Origin of the sequence: Pontibacter sp. SGAir0037 (assembly GCF_005491705.1) — a bacterium.
Taxonomy (GTDB): Bacteria; Bacteroidota; Bacteroidia; order Cytophagales; family Hymenobacteraceae; genus Pontibacter.
The window spans coordinates 1,456,067-1,472,142 of sequence record NZ_CP028092.1; the positions used below are offsets into that span (position 1 = coordinate 1,456,067).

The window sequence follows — 16,076 nt, forward strand, 5'->3', positions numbered from 1 at the left end:
GTGGCTGCCTTTAAAATTGAAAGACCTTATGCCGTATAAAGATAAAGAAATCGTAAAGCAGTATTATACTATAGGTGAAGTAGCCGCCATTTTTGAAGTTGCTCCTTCGCTTATCCGCTTCTGGGAAACCGAGTTTGAGCAGTTAAAGCCTAAAAAAAGCAAGAAAGGCAACCGCCAGTATACACCTAAAGATATTGAAGAGCTTCGCACGGTGTATCATCTTGTAAAAGAACGCGGGTATACTATTCAGGGTGCAAAAGAAGTCCTAAAAAACAAGTCGGTGCAGACAAAAGACAAAATTGAGATCATTCATTCTCTGGAGAAAGTAAAGTCTTTTCTGATCGGAATTAAGGAACAGTTGAATACAAAAGCCTGATTTCTGCGTACCCTGAGCTACCATGCTAGATGAACAGACGCAATACGAAATAGCTTTAACCTTATTACCCAATATCGGCGACATTACCGTGCGGATGCTGGTAAGTTACTGTGGTTCTGCAAAAGCGGTTTTTCAAGCACCCAAAGAAAAGCTGTTGAAGATACCCGGTATCGGCGACAAAACAGCTACGGGTTTATTGAACGGTAAGACGGAAGCATTGCGCAGAGCTGAGGGTATTATAAAGCAGGCACAGGAACTGCATGTTAAAACGCTGTTTTATACGCATCCCGATTTTCCTGAGCGGCTGAAAGCCATTCCCGATGCACCTGTGCTGTTGTACCTGCGCGGAAATGCCAACCTGAATACCCGCCGCATGATCAGCATTGTAGGCACCCGCAATGCCACCAGCTATGGCCAGGCAGTAACAGAACGCATCGTAGAAGAACTGAAGCCTTATGGGGTTTCTATTGTTAGCGGACTGGCGTACGGGATTGATATTTATGCCCATAGGGCTGCTTTACAGGCTGGTTTGCATACTATTGGTGTTATGGCTACAGGAGCCGATACGGTTTACCCTGCCGCTCATAAAAAATATGCCGAGCGCATGCTTACACAAGGCGGCGTACTCACAGAAAACACGTTCGGCACTAAGCCCGACGCTCCCCGCTTTCCGGAACGGAACCGTATTATTGCAGGCTTAGGCGATTGTACCATTGTGGTAGAAGGCGCAATTAAAGGCGGCGCCTTAATCACAGCCGATATTGCACATAGTTACGATCGTGAGGTAATGGCTGTGCCGGGAAATATCACCTCTTCGGTTTCCGAAGGTACAAACTATCTTATCAAAACGCTAAAAGCCGTCGCCTATACCTCTGTGCAGGACCTGGTGGAGCTGCTTAACTGGGATCTGGAGGACAGTGGCGTTTATAAGCCTGCGCGTGCCGCTTCGGCAGCTTTCGATCCGGCCGATTATAATGCAGATGAGGTAAAGGTGTTGAACCAGCTTTTGCAGAGCAAAGAGGAACTGATAGATAACCTGAGCTGGAAAACCCAAATACCTGTCAACCAGCTATCTTCTATCCTGCTTAGCCTTGAATTTAAAGGAGTGGTAAGACAGATGCCAGGTAAAAAGTTTATGCTCACGCTGTAGCACTACTCTACTGGTACTACAGGCAAAGGCTTCACGGGGCTTCATAAATTTTATCATACGGATGATAATGCTTATTTTGTGTTTCTATTTTTCCTGCACAAAAGCAAAAAAATGCATATCCTTTTTAATGGGCAATTGATGGCTGCCGAAGAACTCCGGCTTTCCCTTTCCAACAGAGCTTTTCAATACAATGACGGCTTCTTTGAAACCATGATAGTAAAAGATGGTGTCATCCGGTTCTGGCAGGATCATGTTGAACGGATACAGGAGGCCACAAAGGTGCTAAGGCTTCAACTTCCGGTAGAATTTACTTCTATCAATCTATTAGAAAATAATTTGTTACGATTGGCCGAAACCCACAATGCCTTCGCAAACGGTCGCCTTAAACTAAAGGTATGGCGAGGAGGCGCAGGACTTTTTACACCAGAAACAAATGCTGCAGAATGGCTGGCGACAGTACAGGCAACGGTTCCGGCAAAAGCAGTTCCGGTGCACATGGGAGTTTGCCAGACAGTTCATACCAGCTACTCTCCTTTTTCTTCTTTTAAAGGACCTCATGCACTGTTATATGTACTGGCAGGTACAGAAAAAAAAGAAACAGCTTTCGACGATCTGCTTCTCTTAAGCTGTGACGGCTCTATGGCAGAGCTAATTTCTTCGAATTTGTTCTGGTATTGGAACAACACCCTTTATACTCCTGCGCTGGAAACCGGCTGTGTGAACGGTATTCTGCGTAGAAACATCATCAGGTACTGTAAAGGTGAAGGCATAGCGGTACAAGAAGTAAAAATGAAACTTAATGATTTGCCGGCTAATGCAACTGTATTTGCCGGGAATGTGACAGGTATTAAATTGATTCACAAGCTGAACAATAAGGACTTGACTGTCTCCTGTACCTTTGTAGACAAGCTACAAGCCGACTTAAAACTAAGATGACACCACTATTGTTGTTGTAACAGCATTTATAGAATAGGTAGAAGCAGCTCCTTATAATTGCCTTCTGTTGTGTTATTTAAATTCTAACTTGTTGAGCTATTCTTTTTTTAACTGGTATACCTATTCCAACGCATACTTTAGTCTGACATAATTTATGATTTCATTCTTCTTATCTATAGTTGCCCTGGTACTTGGGTATTTTTTATACTCAAAATTCATTGAGAAAGTGTTTGGCGTTGATCCGACACGAAAAACGCCTGCGCTGACTATGAACGACGGCGTAGACTATGTGCCAATGCCTCAATGGAAAATCTTTCTGATCCAGTTTCTGAATATTGCCGGCCTCGGTCCTATTTTCGGAGCGGTAGCAGGTGCCATGTGGGGGCCGTCCGCCTTTCTCTGGATTGTGCTGGGTTCCGTTTTCGCAGGGGGTGTGCACGACTATTTTTCAGGTATGCTTTCGCTCCGGCACAAGGGAGAAAGTATAACTGAAACAACAGGCCGCTACCTGGGTTCAGGCATGAAACAGGTGATGCGCGTTTTTACCATCATCCTGATGATCATGCTTGGTGCCGTGTTCATTATGGGACCAGCCAAGATATTGGACGGTATGACAGGCGGTATTGGCGGAGGTGTGACCATGTGGGTCTGGATAATCTTTGTTTACTATATCCTTTCCACGGTACTGCCAATCGATAAGATCATTGGTAAGTTTTATCCTGTTTTTGGTGTAGCCCTGCTTTTTATGGCCATTGGCATCATGGTGGTGATGGTGGCACAGGGGTTGCCTATTCCGGAGCTAACCATGGATCATCTTTCCAATATGCACCATAGTCCTGAAAAATTCCCGTTGTTCCCGATGCTTTTTGTGACGGTAGCCTGTGGAGCCATCTCAGGATTCCATTCTTCACAGTCGCCTATGATGGCGCGCTGCATGACAAATGAAAAGCAAGGTAGAAGCATCTTCTATGGCGCTATGATAACAGAAGGCGTGGTTGCTTTAATCTGGGCAGCCATTAGCATGAGCTTCTTTGGCGGAGTTGGCGAACTGAACGATGTGCTGGTAGCGCAACAGGGAAATGCCGCCTATGTGGTGAGTGTCATTTCAAATTCGTTGCTGGGAAAGATTGGTGGCATTCTGGCACTGCTGGGAGTAGTGGCAGCGCCTATCACCTCAGGCGATACCGCGTTTCGAAGTGCGCGTTTAATAGTGGCAGACTTTACAAAATCGAAGCAGAGCTCGATCAGGAACAGGCTCTTGATAAGTTTTCCTTTGTTTGTAGCAGGTTATGCCCTGACGCTGGTAGATTTCGGAATAGTATGGCGTTATTTTGCCTGGACAAACCAAACATTGGCTACCGTGGTGCTATGGATGATTACAGCATACCTGATTCAGGAAAGAAAAGCATTCTGGGTAACGCTGGTGCCGGCTGTCTTTATGAGTGCCGTGGTTACATCATACATCCTGGTTGCACCGGAAGGGTTTAGCCTCTCCACTAATATCTCTTATGCTGTTGGTATAGCCGTAGCGTTAATGCTACTGGTGGTAACGCTGGTAAAAATCAACAAAAAGGAAGAGCCCGAACTGGAGGCTGTAAAGTAAAGGTAGCGTAAGGTGAGCGTATAGAGGCTGTAATCAATGAAATAAGTTTTTTATACGCCACCATAACCTGCTGGCTGGGTTAGAGTGAACAATTAGTACTTCACCTATCAAAACATTTGAGTCCGGCTTTATGAAAAGATCATTTAACAAAATTGTTTTATTTCCGTTCAGCAGCACCTTTATTTCATGATTTTCATAACCAATATATCGTGTTTGAAGAATGATCATATCTGAAGAACTTGTATAAGATAAACTGAAAGTTCCGTCTGCATTTGTCAATACACCTTTATCAGTCTCTTTTACTGTGATTGATACACCAGGAAGAGGCTCTTTGCTTTCACTTTCTACTACTTTTCCTTTTATAGTTATCAAAGAATCACTTTGGGAAGTATAATGATCAGCTAAATTTTTGTTTGTCTGATCAAAATGCAATGGAGTAAAATGCGAAAGGTGAGCTTTACCTGAAGCAATTGTAACAGGAACAAACAAAGCTATAGCCGCTGCCAAAGCTGCCTTTACACCGGAAAATTTGATGAAAGAAGACGGCGAGTTAAGTTTGTAAAGCCTTAGCTGGTCCGTCCGAAGCCTGCCGCAGGTTTGTCCCTCATAATGCTTGAAGTAATCCAGTAGCTGCTTTTCAGTAAAACTTGTGAAATCCACAACCACTTTTTCACAGGCAGCGCAATATCTGTCTTGCTGTGTTGGCTGCATCTGCTGCCAGTTTTCCTTGCATGGTTTAGCTATCGCTATCTGAATTTTCTCTGCCATACGTTCAATATAGTCATTTTCAGGCTACAGAACAAGTACTAGCTTTCTTTCAGCTTTTCGTAGATTTTTTTGTAGAATGGAGTTGCAATGCCCTCTTTTTCTCCTTCTCGCACGATGTACCCGGTCAGGTTTTCCAGCTCTGTCTGGTTGTGGTTCTGGTAGTCACGGTGCATAGAGGACGTGGTGTCTTTAGGAAACTTCTGTAAAAGCTGGATGTTTTTTTCTACAATATCTGCAGGTAAATGAATCTGTTTGGCATCTGCCACTGCTTTCAGTTCCTGTATCAGGGTGCGCAACTGCTCTGTAAGCTCCGGCTGCCCCAGTATATTACCGGCAGGCTGGTTGGTATAAGAGGTAAAGGTAGCCAACGGTGAAATAAAAGAAAACTTTTCCCAAACCTTGTCTTTTATATTCTCATACAGCTCGTTATGAATGCCGGCGTCATCCAGAACCTGCTTTACTGTTTGCAACTCTTCGGTTGCTAATGCCGGATTTCCCCATACCAGACGGTTTAACTTTCCCTGAACTTTTACTTTGCCAGGTGCCGCCACACTGGAGATAATGTAGGTGCAGCCCCACAATAGTTTACTTTGCGGGTAAAGGCGCGATAAATATTCGATGCTCTCTACCCCGTTCAGCAACGGAAGAAGGTAGGTCTGGACAGTAATACTTGACTTTAATGCCTGTGCTACCGTGTGCAGGCTGTAACTTTTCACGGAGAAAAGCACCAGGTCCAGTTTTCCAAGACTTTGCAGATCGTCTGTTACCAGATCAGGCTTGATCGTTTCTTGATCTCCTGCATAATCCAGCAATAAACCTGTTGAGTTTATTTTCTCTTTGTGCTCTCCTCGCGCAATAAATATGATTTCATGTTCTTCTGAAGCAGCATATTTCTGCGCCAGTTTACCGCCATAAAAACCGCCTACTCCTCCAATCCCTATAATGGCTATTCTGAATTTGTTTTGCATGATCTGGGTGTCTGGTTTGTCAGTTTGCATGATTAGGTAATACAGATTTGATGTTTAGTTAAGGGTGGTTTCGTCTGTGTTTACGGTTGGAATAGCCCTGATTTCACGGTTACGCTTTAAAAACCGGGTGTGAATGAGAAGCGCAAGAACAGAAAAACTTAAGCCAACAGCAACTACACCATTCCATTTCCACACATGCCAGGCATGGCTGGCCAGGTAAGTACCTGCCGCACCACCCATAAAATATGTAAACATATACACGGTATTCAGCCGATTACGTGCCTCTGGCAGTAAAGCAAAAATAAGCGTCTGGTTGGCAATATGCGTTGCCTGTACTCCCAGGTCCATCAGGATCACTCCTACTACCAGTCCGGCTATACTGCGGCTGGAAAGGCCAAACACGATATACGAAAGTACAATGAGTGCAATGGTGATAGTGGTAATCTGAAAAGCATCCCGTTTATCGGTTAGTTTGCCCATGTACGAAGCGGCCAGCGCGCCAAATGCACCTATCAGACCGAAAGCTCCTGCAACATCACTTCCTGCATTAAACTGTGGCTCTTCCAAAAGAAAAACCAGTGTTGTCCAGAAGGCCCCGAAGGTGGCGTAGCAAAGAGCCCCACGTGCCGATGCCAGGCGCAATAAAGGTTCTGTACGGATGAGGTGCACCAGCGATACCATCAGGCTTTTATAGTTGCCTTTGTAGGAAGGCTGTACCTCTGGCAGCAGCAAAAACAAGATACCCCAAAGGGCAAACATAATGGCAGTGGCTATAAAAAACATGGCTCGCCAGCCCCAGTGTTCGCCTACAAAACCGCTTACAGTTCTCGAAAGTAGAATGCCTATTAACAGGCCACTCATCACAAAGCCGACTGTTCTTCCGCGTTCTTCCGGCTTAGCCAGGTGTGCCGCCATAGGCACCAGGAGCTGAGGTATAACAGAAGTAGCTCCGATCAAGAAGCTGGCAATCATCAGCGATTCTATATTCGGCGCAAAGCCAGCCAGCAGTAACGATATAATGATGAGCACAAAATCGAACATGATTAGCCTTTTTCTCCGAAGCATATCTCCCAAAGGAATGATAAACAACATACCGGTTGCGTAGCCGATCTGTGTCAGCATAGAAATGGCCCCGGCTTTAGCCTCCGTAACGCCAAACTCAGCAGAAATCTTACCAAGCAATGGCTGGTTGTAGTAAAGGTTTGCTACCACAACACCCGTTGCAATAGCCATCACCCACAGGTTTAGCTTTGAAAGCGAAGGTTCTGAGGTTTTATTGTGTGCAAGTTCTTTCATAGCGAATGGAGCTCCTCCTGATCCAGGCCCCTGCAAATGTACGTATCAGAGTTTTTAAGTTTTGGAAAGATTGGTAATGCTAAAACTTCCTTTCTATCTTCGGGCATGCTTAATTGTGCCTTTTGCGCTGCCAGAACATAATATAAGCATACTCTCAACTCCACCAGCACAAAATAACGCTTAAGATGAAAAAAGACATCCAGGTAGGATTAATAGGTTTCGGCATGGCAGGACGTGTGTTTCATGCGCCATTCATTGCCAATGTTGCCGGGTTAAAGCTCAGAAAAATAAGGGAAACTAAGCAGGCTAATATACATATAGCTAATACTTATTACCCGGAAGCTGAGATTGTCGGAGATTCCAAAGCTATTTTACAGGATCCTGAAATTGATCTTGTGGTGGTGGCCTCTCCAAATGCCACGCACTACAGTTTAGCCAAAGAGGCTTTAGAAGCCGGAAAGCATGTACTCGTAGATAAGCCTTTTACCGTTACCTCTGCCGAAGCGCGGGAGTTGATTCAGCTGGCTGAACAGCAACAAAAGGTGCTCACGGTTTTCCAGAACAGAAGATGGGACAGCGACTTTAAAACTGTAAAGAAAATAGTGGAAAACCAGTTGCTGGGAAACCTGGTAGAGTACGAAGCACATTTCGACCGTTTCCGTAACTTTATAAAAGAAGATACCTGGAAAGAAGAGGATCATCCCGGCTCCGGTATTTTATATGATCTGGGGGCGCACCTGATCGACCAGTCGTTATACCTGTTTGGAAAGCCCGAAGCCGTTACAGCGGATCTGCGGGCCCAGCGCCAGGGCTCCAGTATCATCGATCATTTTGATCTGACCTTACACTACCCGCAACTAAAGGTTATTTTGAAAGCCGGCATGCTGGTTAAGGAAACCGGACCCCACTTCAGGCTGCTGGGCGATCAGGGCTCCTTTACCAAATATGGGATGGATGTGCAGGAAGAGGCATTGAAAGCTAATCAGCATCCAAAAGGAAACTCAGCCTGGGGAATAGAACCTGAAAACCTCTGGGGCAGCCTTCAAACCACCTTCAATGGATTGCAGTTCAGAGGTAAAATAGAAAGCGAAACAGGAGATTATACGGCCCTTTATCAAAATGTATATAATGCTATTCTGGGTGAAGAAGAACTTGTGGTGAAACCGGAGCAGGCCCAAACTACCATTCAGGTTATAGAAGCTGCATACCAAAGCCACCAGGAAAGGCGGACCGTTTTTCTGAACGCTGTGGAGCAGTAGTTCTGGCTTTGCAGTAGAGATGAATTCTAACCTGGTAGTGGTTGCAGAAGGCGATTTTGTATCCAATTGTTTCTGGCTAAACTATCTATAACATACTGTTAATCAATAAAGCCTCTTCCGTATCCGTTATACGAAACGTTATTAAACGATTCGTAAAACGGATAACTTCGGTTTTAAGGCCGCTAACGATTGATTTAGCAGGAGTTGTTTATGCAGGACTTTAAAACCTTTTGGCCTTTCCTTCCCCTATCGTAGCGGGTATAATTTGGTCTATTGCTGTATAAACTAAAAAATAGCTGTACTTTTAACGATATTCCCTCCCCTATTCCTGATATCTTCTTTGGCAGCCGCAAACTGCTCATGGTTAATTGGGAGGGTTGCATCTTCTACCAGATAGGTTTTGAATCCTTCTGATATAGCATCCTTCGCTGAAAAGTAAACGCAGTAATCGCCTGCCAGACCAGCCAGGTATAGCTCTGTTACCTGTTTGCCTCTCAGGTAATCGGCCAGACCTGTTGCTTTTAAATGCCCGTTGTCATAAAAGCCACTGTAGCTGTCTATCGCTGGGTTGGTTCCTTTTCTGAAAATCGCCTCTATCTTCTGTACCTCCAGCTCAGGAGAAAAGTCAGCTCCCCCTGTTGCCTGCACACAATGGTCGGGCCACAGCACCTGCTCCAGCCCGTTCAGGTCAACTACATCAAAAGTGACATGCCCCGGATGCTGTGAAGCAAAGCTTTTGTGGTTGCTTGGGTGCCAGTCCTGCGTAGCCACAACCAGGTCAAATTTTTCCTGCAGTTTGTTGGCAATGGGTATAATCTGATCACCCTCCGGAACAGCCAGAGCTCCCCCGGGTATAAAGTCGTTTTGAATATCAATCAGCAGTAAAGCTTTCATGTTTTTAGATATTAGAAGTTTGACTGCACGTTCAGCAAAGCGAATGCATGGGCTGTATCTGGCAGGCAGGAATAGTTTTAGGTTCGGCGCTACCTTTTCAGAAGCGTGATCTTTAGCATTAAACCTCTCAACTTATTTATGCTGCACTGTAACCGTTCGGCTACCCCGGCCAAGGCTGTTAAAGGCTTTCATTTTGATCGTTCCTTTCTCAGCTATCGGGCTGGTATACACCTTGCTTTGCGCAGTTGGCTCTGAGCCGTCGGTGGTATAGCGGATGGTAAAACCCGGTAGTTGCAGATTTGCTGTAACGGCACCGTTCTGTACAATTGCGCCTGGAGCAGGTATACGATAGTTAAAGCCACCGGCATAGTGGTCTAAACGTGGCAGCTCTCTTTTCCCAACAATATTTGTGAACTGCGACCAGGCCTGCCGGTAAAGCTCCTCGCTTTTCTTAGTATCAGCCTCCGTTGCCCAGGCAGGATCTGTTGCCCAGGCCCTCTCTGCTAAACCCAGCAGCTTTGGCAGGAGCATATATTCCATTCGTTTTGGAGTTGTTACCATCTCCGACCATAGCGCAGCCTGCAGCCCTACAATATTTAGTTTGCCTTTTTCACTTAGCTGCTCCTTCCCCTTGAATACAGCTGGATTGATTGGTCGGCCCAGGTTGTCTTCTTTTGCATTTTTATAGTAGTTGAACGGAATAAAATAGAACGGCTTGTCTATGTCAACAAAGCCTCCCCAATACAGCCCCGGCTCCTCGTACTCTTTAGTATAAGCCAGGTCGAAGTACATGTTGGTTACATTTGATAAAACTACTTTGTAGCCGGCATTCGCCAGTTTATAGGCCAGGTCTTCAGCACCTGCCAGGTTGTTCCAGACATCTACCTGGAAATTCTCTTTAACAAAATCAGGATTCGGAACATAGGTGGTTTTACCGTTTACCTTTGTCTTACGCAGGCCGATTTCTTCCCAGCCGTACAAACTCAAACCCCGGCTTTTGAGCATGCTGTTCAATTTGCCGAAATAGTAGTACCAAAGGTCATCGGTATTTTTTACAGCCGTATTCGATTTGATAAGAGATTGTACCGCAGGGGATTTTTCCCAGACACCGGCAGGTACCTCATCGCCACCAAAATGAATTGTGTTTAGTGGTGCACCTGCTTCCTTGTACATGGCTACTATATTGTCCACTACTGTTTCCATAAAAGCATAGGTAGAAGGAAGCGCCACATCTATCACATTGTCGTTCCAGTTTTGTACAGAACGGTAAGTCGATTTATCCTGAAGGTCACGCAAAAGATATTGCTTCGCCTCTTCTGCTTTTCCTGCTGCCATCAGGCGTTCGTAGCGTGCATCCATGGCTTTGATGGAAGCTCGGGCATGTCCGGGTGTTTCTATCTCCGGTATCACCCGGATATGCCTGTCGTTGGCGTAGCGAATTATCTGAACAAAATCTTCGCGGGAGTAATAGCCACTGCCTGGCGCTTTAGAAGGATCGGGTCCGGAACCTAGTGAAACCTGTAGATGATCTGTGCCATCCAGGGTATGTCCGCGGCGCGCACCCACCTGCGTTAATTCCGGAAGAGACGGAATTTCCAGTCGCCAGCCTTCGTCATCTATCAGGTGAAAGTGAAGCACATTCAATTTATACAATGCCATCACGTCAAGCAGCTTCAGGACCTGCTCTTTTTGCTGAAAATTACGAGCGACATCCAACATAAAAGCCCTGTGCCCGAAGCGTGGAGCATCCGAAACTTCCACTGCCTGAATAGCTACTGCTTTGGAACTATTGCCTGGTACAGCAGGTGGCAGCATAGTTTTCAGCGACTGGCAACCATAAAATATGCCTGCAGGCGTAGAGGCGGCAATAGTTATTTCCTGTGGCGTTACCTGTAGTTCGTAAGCTTCGGCTTCCAGTCCGTTTTTCTTTTGCAGCCTGATTACTTTGCCCTTGCCCGAAGTAGCTATAGCTGGTTTTTTGTTAAAAAAAGCTGCCAGGCTTTCTGCCAGCAGGTTTGCTTCTTTGCTAAAAGCAGCATCGGAAACTATCGAGGTGTTTTCTGTCAGCGTAAAAGAGCCTTTTGTTTCCTGGTATCTGGCAGGAGTAGGAAATATTTTGGTCAGTTGGTCTACTGGTATATGCTGGATGTTCTTGTTCTGGTTGTAAACATCTGAAGGGGTGATCAGGGTAATGCCTGAGCTCCGGTCAGGAGCTGGTGCCGGTTTTATGTCAACCTGTGTGATGGAGTGCCCTTTCTCCGGAGCCTGGTTCCACACCAGGTAGAACCCTGACGGTGCATCCGTCATGTTCACGATAACATAACTTGATACAAATTTCAATAGCTGTGAAGCACCGGGAGCCAGTCCCTTAAAGCCTTCGGCCGGACTGAGTTGGTACAGGTCGCCGTTGATGTGTCGGATCGTAAAAGGATCTTGTATGGTTTTAGGATCTATTCTTCTGTGGAAGTTAAAGTAGAGTTTCCAGCCCGATGCAGGCAAAGCTGTTTTACCGGTATTGGTAAAAGTGAAAGCCGATTGAAACTGCAGTTTGTTTTCGTAGCCGCTCTGCAACACCTCCCACGTAATTTTAAGATGTTCGGGGTTGTAGGCAGGAGCATTTTGGGCAGATAAAGAAAAAGTACAAAGCACCAGCAGCAGGGCAAGCAGGGTTCCTTTCATAGATGTTTCGGTTTGGTCAGCTCAATATATTTAATAAAATTTAAATTTTATAGTTATTTCAGCACGTGCCAGTGCTAAACGATCCGGGTATTCAAAATTGTTTGTAACGGAACATTCTTCTCTACATCTTTACAGATTATAACTTCTAAGCCTGATGCAGGCATATAATGTAAAGGCGGTATACGTGCCGCTACCGAAATAAGCAAAAAAATGATCATAAGTGTTATAGGGCTTGGCCTCTTGGGCGGCTCTTTAGCTTTAGGAATTAAAGCGAAGCGGGCAGGGATACAGATAATCGGGGTAGATAATAATGCTGTAAATGCAGAAAAAGCACTGTCGCTTGGCATAGCTGATAAAATACTGCCCTTAGGAGAAGCGGTTAAAGCCGCCGACCTGGTGGTGTTGGCCATACCTGTAAATGCTATTGCAGCGCTGGTTGCCCCGGTGCTGGACCTGATACCGCCACATGCTACCCTCCTGGATTTAGGTTCTACGAAAGAGCAGATTTGCAAAGAGGCTGATAAACATCCGAACAGAGCACAGTTTGTAGCCACTCACCCGATTGCTGGAACAGAGTATTCTGGTCCCGAAGCTGCCTTTGCCGCGTTACTGGAACATAAAACCATGATTATCTGCGACAGGGAGAAAAGCAGCGCTACCTCTCTGCGAGTGGTAGAAGAAATCTGCCATTTGCTGGATATGCCTCTGCGTTACATGGATGCCATCTCACACGATCTGCACCTGGCCTATGTGTCGCATCTGAGCCACATCAGCTCCTTTGCCTTAGGCATCACGGTACTGGATAAAGAGCGTGACGAAAAAAATATCTTCGATATGGCAGGTAGTGGTTTCTCTTCTACTGTGCGTTTGGCTAAAAGTTCTCCGCAAATGTGGGGGCCAATCTTTACTCAAAATAAAAAGAATGTTTCTGAAGCATTGGGCAGTTATATCAAGCAGCTTCAGGCATTTAAAGATATCATAGATGCTGAAGATGAAGAGCAAAGCAAGCAGCTCATGCTCAAAGCCAACGACATTCGCAGGATACTGGGATAAGCTTCTTCAGCTATGATGAAGAATGAATATGAAGCGATATGTTCTCGCTTCGTATTCATTCTTTAATGATAAAAATGTTAGCCAAAGGCAGGCTTATGAAAATAATTTAAAATTTTCTTTGTTTTTGAAATTTAGTAAACCTTTTAAGCGCTGATACATATATAGAATATCGTTAAGCTTTAGAAAACTATATTTCTCATGAACAAGAACGATTTCAGCGCCCATCATAGCCGACGCAGATTCCTAAAAGGTTTTTCAATTGTGGTAGGTACCTCTGCCCTTGGCGTGCCACTCCTTTCCTTGAGTTCCTGCCAATCCAGTAACTCCGAAAACAGCGAAAACACAGAAGCACAAGGTCAGGCTAACAGCCAGGGGGAAAAGTTAGGCATTGCTTTGGTCGGATTAGGAGGATATAGCAAAGGACAACTTGCTCCTGCTTTGCAGGAAACAAAAAGCTGTTACCTGGCAGGCATTGTAACCGGTACTCCTTCTAAAATCGAAGAATGGAAGTCGGAGTATGATATTCCTGACAAGAACGTGTACAACTATGAGAATTTTGATGAGATAGCCAATAATCCTGATATCGATATCATTTATATTGTTTTGCCGAACGGCATGCATGCTGAATATACCATTCGTGCGGCAAATGCCGGTAAACATGTGATTTGCGAAAAGCCTATGGCTACCTCTGTGGAAGATTGCCAGCGCATGATCGATGCTTGCCGGAAAAACAACGTGACGCTGTCAATCGGTTACCGCCTGCACTTTGAGCCCCACAATATACGGGTAATGGAACTTGGACAGCAGCAGGTATATGGTAAAGTTACCAGCATTAAAGCTGCCGATAGCTTCAGGATTGGTAATAAAGATGTGTGGCGACTGGATAAGGAACTGGCCGGAGGTGGTCCATTAATGGATGTGGGTATTTACTGCGTACAGGGTGCCTGTTATACAATGGGCAAAGCTCCTGTAGCTGTAACAGCTACATTCGGGGAGGTAACCAAGCCTGATTTTTTCGACGAGGTTGAAGAATCCATCAACTGGACGATGGAATTTGATGATGGTACCCTTGCGGAATGCACCACCAGTTATAACGACAATGCAGGAATGCTTCGTGGTGAAGCGGAGAACGGGTGGTGGGAATTGGACCCGGCTTACAGCTACTCCGGCATTGATGGGGAAACCAGCGAAGGAGACATGAATTTTCCGCACGTAAATCAGCAGGCTTTGCAAATGGATGGCATTGCAGAAAGCATCCTGCAGAACAAAGTATCCATCGTACCAGGTGAAATGGGTATGCGGGATGTCCGTATTTTAATGGCTATTTACGAAGCAGCCCGCACAGGCAAAAGAGTAGCTGTCTGACAACAGGAAAAGGCAAATCTGTCTTATCATCTGCCCCTCTTACCTCAGAAGAATTTGCAGCTATCATCATTTTAGTTATACATTTGTATATACAAACTTTTAGAAGATTATACTATGGAATCATTAGCAGGAAAAAATGCATTGGTGACAGGTGCAGGCAAAGGAATAGGCCGTGCAGTTGCCATTGCTCTTGCAAAAGAGGGAGCTAACGTGGCGCTCCTGGCCCGAACAGAAAGCCAGTTGAAAGAAGTTGCTTCAGAAATTGAGTCGCTTGGTGTAAAGGTGGCCGTGGTAGTGGCTGATGTAGCCGACTTAAACGCAGTAAACCAGGCCGCTGAGCAGGCAGTTGCAGCACTCGGAACAATAGACATCCTGATCAACAATGCAGGCACAGCCAAATTTGGCAAGTTCCTGGAACTGGAGCCTGCTGAGTGGGAAAGAAATATTCAGGTTAACTTGATGGGGGTTTATTATATGACCCGTGCTATTCTGCCAGGTATGATCGAACGCCAGTCCGGAGACATTATCAATATTTCTTCTACGGCAGGTCAGAGAGGTGCGGCCGTTACCAGCGCTTACAGTGCTTCCAAGTTTGCCGTAATGGGATTATCAGAATCCTTGATGCAGGAAGTAAGGAAACACAACATCCGGGTGAGCGCTCTTACACCCAGTACCGTTGTAACAGACCTGGCGTATAGCTCTAACCTGATTGGTGGCGATCCGGAACGCGTGATGCACCCGGAAGATATTGCAGAGTTTATTATAGCTCAGTTAAAGCTAAACCGCCGCATATTTATCAAAGAAGCGGGCATGTGGTCTACCAACCCATAAAAACAGAAAAGCCGTCTCAAGTTACTTCAGACGGCTTTTTTACTCTTACACAATTTAATAGCCTATACAGCTACCGGTGCTTTTATAGCCGGATGAGGGTTATAATTTTCCAGCTTAAAGTCCTCGTATGTAAAGTCAAAGATGCTCTTCACATCAGGGTTTAATTTCATAACAGGTAACTCATTCGGTTCCCTTTCCAACTGCAGTTTTGCCTGCTCCAGGTGGTTCAGGTACAGGTGTGTATCACCGCCTGTCCAGATAAACTCCCCTGGCTCCAGCCCTGTTACCTGTGCCATCATGAGCACCAGCAAAGCGTAAGAGGCAATATTAAAAGGCACACCCAGAAACACATCGGCCGATCGTTGGTACAACTGGCAGGAAAGCTTGCCTTCGGCTACATAGAATTGAAAAAAAGCGTGGCACGGTGGCAGCTTCATATTTTCTATTTCGGCTACATTCCAGGCGCTGACAATAATGCGGCGGGAATTCGGGTTCTTTTGCAGCTGCTGCACAACCTGTGAAATCTGGTCGATATGCCTGCCGTCAGGTGTAGGCCAGTTGCGCCACTGCGAGCCGTACACAGGCCCCAGGTCTCCGTTTTCATCTGCCCACTCATCCCAGATTGTTACCTTGTTTTCCTGAAGGTATTTAATGTTGGTATCGCCTTTCAGGAACCAGAGCAGTTCATGTATGATAGATCTCAGGTGCACTTTCTTTGTCGTAACCAAGGGAAAGCCGTCTGCCAGGTTGAAGCGCATCTGGTAACCAAAAATGCTTAATGTACCTGTTCCTGTTCTGTCTTCTTTTTTTACACCCTTATCCAGGATGTGCTGCATCAGGTCTAAATATTGCTTCATCGTGCTTCCTAGTCTATATCAGTTTAACTGACGATAAAGAT

The 16,076-nt window shown here is 45.5% G+C and carries 14 protein-coding genes; 8 read left to right on the top strand and 6 right to left on the bottom strand.

Annotated features, from left to right (window positions below; all coding sequences use genetic code 11):
- Positions 1–28 precede the first annotated feature (28 nt).
- The 4 genes from C1N53_RS06030 to C1N53_RS06045 all read left to right on the top strand — a co-directional run bounded on the left by C1N53_RS06030 (position 29) and on the right by C1N53_RS06045 (position 4,065).
- Positions 29–376 carry a MerR family transcriptional regulator gene (locus C1N53_RS06030; protein WP_137761410.1) on the top strand — a complete coding sequence of 116 codons (348 nt, stop codon included), beginning with the start codon at positions 29–31 and terminating at the stop codon, positions 374–376.
- Positions 377–398: 22 nt separating this feature from the next.
- The gene (dprA, locus tag C1N53_RS06035; RefSeq protein WP_137758449.1) at positions 399–1,526 is read left to right on the top strand and encodes a DNA-processing protein DprA; all 1,128 of its coding nucleotides are present in this window, start codon (positions 399–401) and stop codon (positions 1,524–1,526) included.
- A 111-nt stretch (positions 1,527–1,637) separates the two neighbouring features.
- Positions 1,638–2,462, top strand: coding sequence for an aminotransferase class IV (locus C1N53_RS06040; RefSeq protein ID WP_137758450.1), 825 nt, complete (start codon positions 1,638–1,640; stop codon positions 2,460–2,462).
- 154 nt (positions 2,463–2,616) lie between these two features.
- The gene (locus tag C1N53_RS06045; protein ID WP_137758451.1) at positions 2,617–4,065 is read left to right on the top strand and encodes a carbon starvation protein A; all 1,449 of its coding nucleotides are present in this window, start codon (positions 2,617–2,619) and stop codon (positions 4,063–4,065) included.
- A 33-nt stretch (positions 4,066–4,098) separates the two neighbouring features.
- Here the strand turns inward: C1N53_RS06045 and C1N53_RS06050 are convergent, their stop codons facing one another.
- Genes C1N53_RS06050 through C1N53_RS06060 form a run of 3 tightly spaced genes read right to left on the bottom strand, consistent with a single transcriptional unit; the run spans position 4,099 to position 7,097 of the window.
- Positions 4,099–4,833 (bottom strand): carboxypeptidase-like regulatory domain-containing protein, encoded by a 735-nt coding sequence (locus tag C1N53_RS06050; protein WP_137758452.1) that lies wholly within the window; start codon positions 4,831–4,833, stop codon positions 4,099–4,101.
- A 38-nt stretch (positions 4,834–4,871) separates the two neighbouring features.
- Positions 4,872–5,831, bottom strand: a complete 960-nt coding sequence (locus C1N53_RS06055) for a ketopantoate reductase family protein (RefSeq protein ID WP_137758453.1) — start codon at positions 5,829–5,831, stop codon at positions 4,872–4,874.
- Between the two features lie 24 nt (positions 5,832–5,855).
- Complete coding sequence (locus tag C1N53_RS06060; protein ID WP_206077621.1) at positions 5,856–7,097, bottom strand: MFS transporter; 1,242 nt, start codon at positions 7,095–7,097, stop codon at positions 5,856–5,858.
- Positions 7,098–7,282: 185 nt separating this feature from the next.
- Here C1N53_RS06060 and C1N53_RS06065 point away from each other — a divergent pair, with 185 nt between their 5' ends.
- Positions 7,283–8,356, top strand: a complete 1,074-nt coding sequence (locus C1N53_RS06065; protein WP_137758454.1) for an oxidoreductase — start codon at positions 7,283–7,285, stop codon at positions 8,354–8,356.
- A 285-nt stretch (positions 8,357–8,641) separates the two neighbouring features.
- Here the strand turns inward: C1N53_RS06065 and pncA are convergent, their stop codons facing one another.
- Complete coding sequence (gene pncA, locus C1N53_RS06070) at positions 8,642–9,250, bottom strand: bifunctional nicotinamidase/pyrazinamidase (RefSeq protein ID WP_137758455.1); 609 nt, start codon at positions 9,248–9,250, stop codon at positions 8,642–8,644.
- A 132-nt stretch (positions 9,251–9,382) separates the two neighbouring features.
- Entirely contained in the window at positions 9,383–11,929 is a 2,547-nt protein-coding gene (locus C1N53_RS06075; protein WP_137758456.1) for a family 20 glycosylhydrolase, read from the bottom strand.
- Between the two features lie 210 nt (positions 11,930–12,139).
- Here C1N53_RS06075 and C1N53_RS06080 point away from each other — a divergent pair, with 210 nt between their 5' ends.
- From C1N53_RS06080 to C1N53_RS06090, 3 genes are all read left to right on the top strand, one after another.
- Positions 12,140–12,982, top strand: a complete 843-nt coding sequence (locus C1N53_RS06080; RefSeq protein ID WP_137758457.1) for a prephenate dehydrogenase — start codon at positions 12,140–12,142, stop codon at positions 12,980–12,982.
- 198 nt (positions 12,983–13,180) lie between these two features.
- The gene (locus C1N53_RS06085; protein WP_137758458.1) at positions 13,181–14,347 is read left to right on the top strand and encodes a Gfo/Idh/MocA family protein; all 1,167 of its coding nucleotides are present in this window, start codon (positions 13,181–13,183) and stop codon (positions 14,345–14,347) included.
- 114 nt (positions 14,348–14,461) lie between these two features.
- Entirely contained in the window at positions 14,462–15,178 is a 717-nt protein-coding gene (locus C1N53_RS06090) for a 3-ketoacyl-ACP reductase (RefSeq protein ID WP_137758459.1), read from the top strand.
- A 62-nt stretch (positions 15,179–15,240) separates the two neighbouring features.
- Here the strand turns inward: C1N53_RS06090 and C1N53_RS06095 are convergent, their stop codons facing one another.
- Complete coding sequence (locus C1N53_RS06095; protein WP_137758460.1) at positions 15,241–16,035, bottom strand: thymidylate synthase; 795 nt, start codon at positions 16,033–16,035, stop codon at positions 15,241–15,243.
- Positions 16,036–16,076 lie beyond the last annotated feature (41 nt).